The organism is Quisquiliibacterium sp. (assembly GCF_982640115.1).
The window spans coordinates 1-3875 of record NZ_CEXFHW010000259.1; the positions used below are offsets into that span (position 1 = coordinate 1).

The 3875-nt window shown below is 72.8% G+C and carries 5 protein-coding genes; 2 read left to right on the forward strand and 3 right to left on the reverse strand.

All coding sequences use genetic code 11. The annotated features are described in order from the left end of the window. The coding region (locus tag AC2H6A_RS18415; RefSeq protein ID WP_484275174.1) for a heavy metal translocating P-type ATPase at nt 1–1338 on the forward strand (1338 nt) is incomplete at its 5' end. After that, on the forward strand, nt 1317–1514 hold the full coding sequence (ccoS, locus tag AC2H6A_RS18420; protein WP_484275175.1) for a cbb3-type cytochrome oxidase assembly protein CcoS: 198 nt from the start codon (nt 1317–1319) through the stop codon (nt 1512–1514). The genes AC2H6A_RS18415 and ccoS, both read left to right, overlap by 22 nt. A gap of 60 nt (nt 1515–1574) precedes the next feature. Here the strand turns inward: ccoS and AC2H6A_RS18425 are convergent, their stop codons facing one another. From AC2H6A_RS18425 to ccoG, 3 genes are all read right to left on the reverse strand, one after another. Continuing rightward, nucleotides 1575–1892, reverse strand: coding sequence for a hypothetical protein (locus tag AC2H6A_RS18425; protein WP_484275176.1), 318 nt, complete (start codon nt 1890–1892; stop codon nt 1575–1577). 17 nt (nt 1893–1909) lie between these two features. Then, on the reverse strand, nt 1910–2419 hold the full coding sequence (locus tag AC2H6A_RS18430; RefSeq protein ID WP_484275177.1) for a FixH family protein: 510 nt from the start codon (nt 2417–2419) through the stop codon (nt 1910–1912). A 70-nt stretch (nt 2420–2489) separates the two neighbouring features. Further along, nucleotides 2490–3875: cytochrome c oxidase accessory protein CcoG (ccoG, locus tag AC2H6A_RS18435; RefSeq protein ID WP_484275178.1), on the reverse strand; the 1386-nt coding region annotated here is incomplete at its 5' end.

Here is a 3875-nt window from a genome sequence, read left to right on the forward strand (position 1 = left end):
GGCGAGTCGCTGCCGGTGCCGCGCGGCCCGGGCCAGCCGGTGGCCGGCGGCGCAGTCAATGCCGGCAGCCCGGTGCTGGCGCAGGTGCTGCACGCCGTGGGCGACAGCACCCTCTCGGGGATCGAGCGGCTGATCGAGCGGGCCGGTCATGACCGTCCGCCGGTGGCCCGCGCCGCCGACCGGGTGGCCCGGTGGTTCATCGGCGCGCTGCTGCTGCTGGCCGCGGGCGTGGCGCTCGCCTGGTGGCAGCTCGACCCGGCGCGTGCCCTGCCGGTGGCCATCGCGGTGCTGGTGGTGTCCTGCCCCTGCGCGCTCTCGCTGGCCACGCCGGCGGCGCTGGCGGCGGCCACCGGCGAGCTCAGCCGCCAAGGCGTGCTGGTGAGCAGCGGCCGCGCGCTGGAGGCGCTGGCCGGCTGCACCGATGTGGTCTTCGACAAGACCGGCACCCTCACCCGCGGTCAGCCGGCGGTGGTCTCGGTGCGCACCTTCGGCGCGATGGATCCCGCGCAGGCCCTGGCCCTGGCTGCCGCGCTCGAGACCGGATCGGCCCACCCGCTGGCTCAGGCCCTGCGCGCCCGCGCCGGCGAGCTCGCGCTGGCCCTGCCCGCGGTGGGCGCGGTGCACGCCGAGCCCGGCAGCGGGGTGCAGGGCGAGGTCGATGGGCGTGCGCTGCGCCTGGGTTCGGCCGCCTGGTGCGGCCAGTGGGCCGCCTGTCCGCGCGGCGATCATGGCGACACCGAGGTCTGGCTGGTCGAGCGGCAGGCCGCCCTCGCCTGCATCCGGCTGAGCGACCCGCTGCGGCCGGAGGCAGCCGCCACCGTCGCGGCGCTCGAGGCCGCAGGGCTGCGCGCCCATCTGCTGAGCGGCGACCACGACGCACCCGCGCGGCAGGTGGCCGGGCAGCTCGGTCTGAACCTGCTCGGCGCCCAGGCCGGGCCGGCCGACAAGCTCGACCGCGTGCGCGACCTGCAGCGGGCCGGGCGGCGCGTGCTGATGGTGGGCGACGGCGTGAACGACGCGCCCGTGCTGGCCGCGGCCGATGCCTCGGTGGCGGTGGGCCAGGCCACCGCGCTGGCCCGCACCGCCGCCGACTGCGTGCTGCTGGCCGACGACCTCGGCCGTGTGGCCGCCCTGCAGGCCATGGCGGTGCGCACCCGGCGGGTGGTGCTGCAGAACCTCGCCTGGGCAAGCGCCTACAATGCCGTGGCCATCCCGGCGGCAGCGCTCGGGCTGGTACCGCCCTGGGCCGCCGCGCTCGGCATGTCGGCCAGCTCCCTGCTGGTGGTGGGCAACGCGCTGCGCCTGCGGATGCCGTCGTGGAAGTCCTCTACCTCCTGATCCCGCTCAGCCTGGTCATCGTCGCGGTGGCGGTCTGGATCTTCTTTCGCATGTCCGACGGTGGCCAGTTCGACGACCCGGTGGGCCCGGCGCACAGCGTGCTGATGGATGACGACACGCCGGCCGCGACCCGCAAGCCGCCGGTCGCGGCGCCCCCGGGCGCGCCGCCGCACTGAGGCCAGGTGCGCGGACGCATCCCGGACCGCGCGCGCACCGTGCGGCCCCGGTGGGGGCGCTCAGCGCCCGATCAGCGCCTTGTCCTGATGGGCGCGGTCTTCCGGGGTGTTGAGCAGGCTGGGCGGTGGTGAACCGGTGGTCTGCATCAGCAGACAGGTAAGCCCGCCACCCATCGCGAACAGCGCCCAGAACACGAAGAAGCCCACGGTGTAGGCCGCCTCGCGGCTGTCGGCAAGATGCAGGCCGACCACCACCAGCTCATGCGGATCGATCATCGAGAAGAACACACCCTCGGCCACCGTGGCCATGAGAAAGGCCGGCCAGAGCACGACCATGATCACACGCCCGAAACGACGGTCTCCGATCGGTCTGGACATGGCGTTGCTCCCGGCACTCAGGGTTGGGCGGTCACCGCCACCGGCTGCCCGAAACCGGCGGCCGACGCGGTGAGCCGCCAGGTGGCCTCGGGGCCCTCGATGACCAGGTGCCAGCGGCCCTCGCCGGGCAGCGCGAGCGCCGAGCCGGCATAGCGGCCCGGCATCACCGGCCGCAGGCTGTGGATCTGGTCGAACTCGGCGCGCGTGGCGTGGATCACCCGCAGCGTGAGCGCGGCCGGCAGGGCCGTGCCACTGGCGCTGCTCATGGTCACCACCGGGCCGCCGTCATCGCCCCGGACCACCCGGGCCGACAGACCGAGCCGCGCGGCCGCGGCATCGCGCGCCAGTGTGCGGTTGATGGCCTTGCCCTCGCGGTAGTAATCGTCGACCACCATGGCGTGGTTGGTGGAGACGGCCAGCCACAGCGTGACCAGCCCGCCGACCAGCGCAAGCGCGGGCATCAGCATGAGCAGCCACGGCCAGGGCTGGCGATACCAGGCAACAGGCGCAGGGACGGCGTGGCTCATGGAGAGCTCCAGTGGCGGGTTGCGCAAGCCCGCGCGTGGCGGGCCTCGGGGTGCCGGTGATGATGCGGATTCATCGCGGCATGTAGAAGGTGGATTTCTCGCGCACCGCCACGGCGGGGTCGTCGAGCGCCTCCACCAGGAATTCGATGCGGCTGCTGCCTGGTGGGCTCGCGCCGGCAGGCACGCGCACCCGTACCGGCACCAGCCGAGGCTGCACCGGCGGCACATCGATCTCGGGCTCCGAGGCCACCACCGCCGAGGCGATGCCGTCGACGCGGATGCGCAGCCGGCGCGGGCTTTCGGTGGTGTTGATCAGCTGCAGCTGGTACACGTTCTCGATCATGCCGCCCTCGACCTCGCGGCCGAGCGAGCCGCGATCGCGCATCACATCGACCTTCAGCGGCGTGCGCAGCGCGAGATGTCCGAACAGCGCCACCGTCACCGCGAGCAGGATCGCGCTGTAGACCAGCACCCGCGGGCGCAGCGCCCGGCGCAGCAGCTGCCCACCATGCCATCCGCGGGCGAGCGCGTTCTGCGTGGTGTAACGCACCAGACCGCGCGGGTAGCCCATGCGGTCCATGATGCGATCACAGGTGTCGACGCAGGCGGCGCAGCCGATGCACTCGTACTGCAGGCCGTTGCGGATGTCGATGCCGGTGGGGCAGACCTCCACGCACAGCCCGCAGTCGATGCACGAGCCCAGGCCGATCGCGGCCGGATCGGCCTTGCGCGAGCGCGAGCCGCGCGGCTCGCCGCGGGCCTCGTCGTAGGTGATGATCATCGTGTCCCGATCGAACATCGAGCTCTGGAAGCGCGCGTAGGGGCACATGTACTTGCACACCTGCTCGCGCATCCAGCCGGCGTTGCCGTAGGTGGCAAAGCCGTAGAACAGCACCCAGAACGCCTCCCAGGGGCCGAGCGCAAGGCCGCCGATCTCGGCCAGCAGCGTGCGGATCGGCGTGAAGTAGCCCACGAAGCTGATGCCGGTCCACAGCGCCACCGCCAGCCACAGGCCGTGCTTGGCGGTCTTCAGGCCCAGCCAGCGGGCATCGCGCGCCCCCTGGTCCAGGCGCATGCGCGCCACCCGGTCGCCCTCCACCCGGCGCTCGATCCACAGGAAGATCTCGGTGTAGACCGTCTGCGGGCAGGCATAGCCGCACCACAGGCGCCCGGCCACCGCGGTGAACAGGAACAGCGACAACGCGGAAATCACCAGCAGCCCGGTGAGATAGATGAAGTCCTGCGGGTAGAGCACCACCCCGAAGAGATAGAAGCGGCGCGAGAGCAGGTCGAAGAGCACCGCCGGCCGGTCGTTCCAGGTGAGCCAGGGCAGGCCGTAGAACACCAGCTGGGTGATCCAGACCATCGCCCAGCGCCAGCGCGCGAACAGCCCGCTGACCGCGCGCGGATAGATCTTGCGACGCACCTCGAAGAGGTCGTCGCGCTCGGGCGGCGC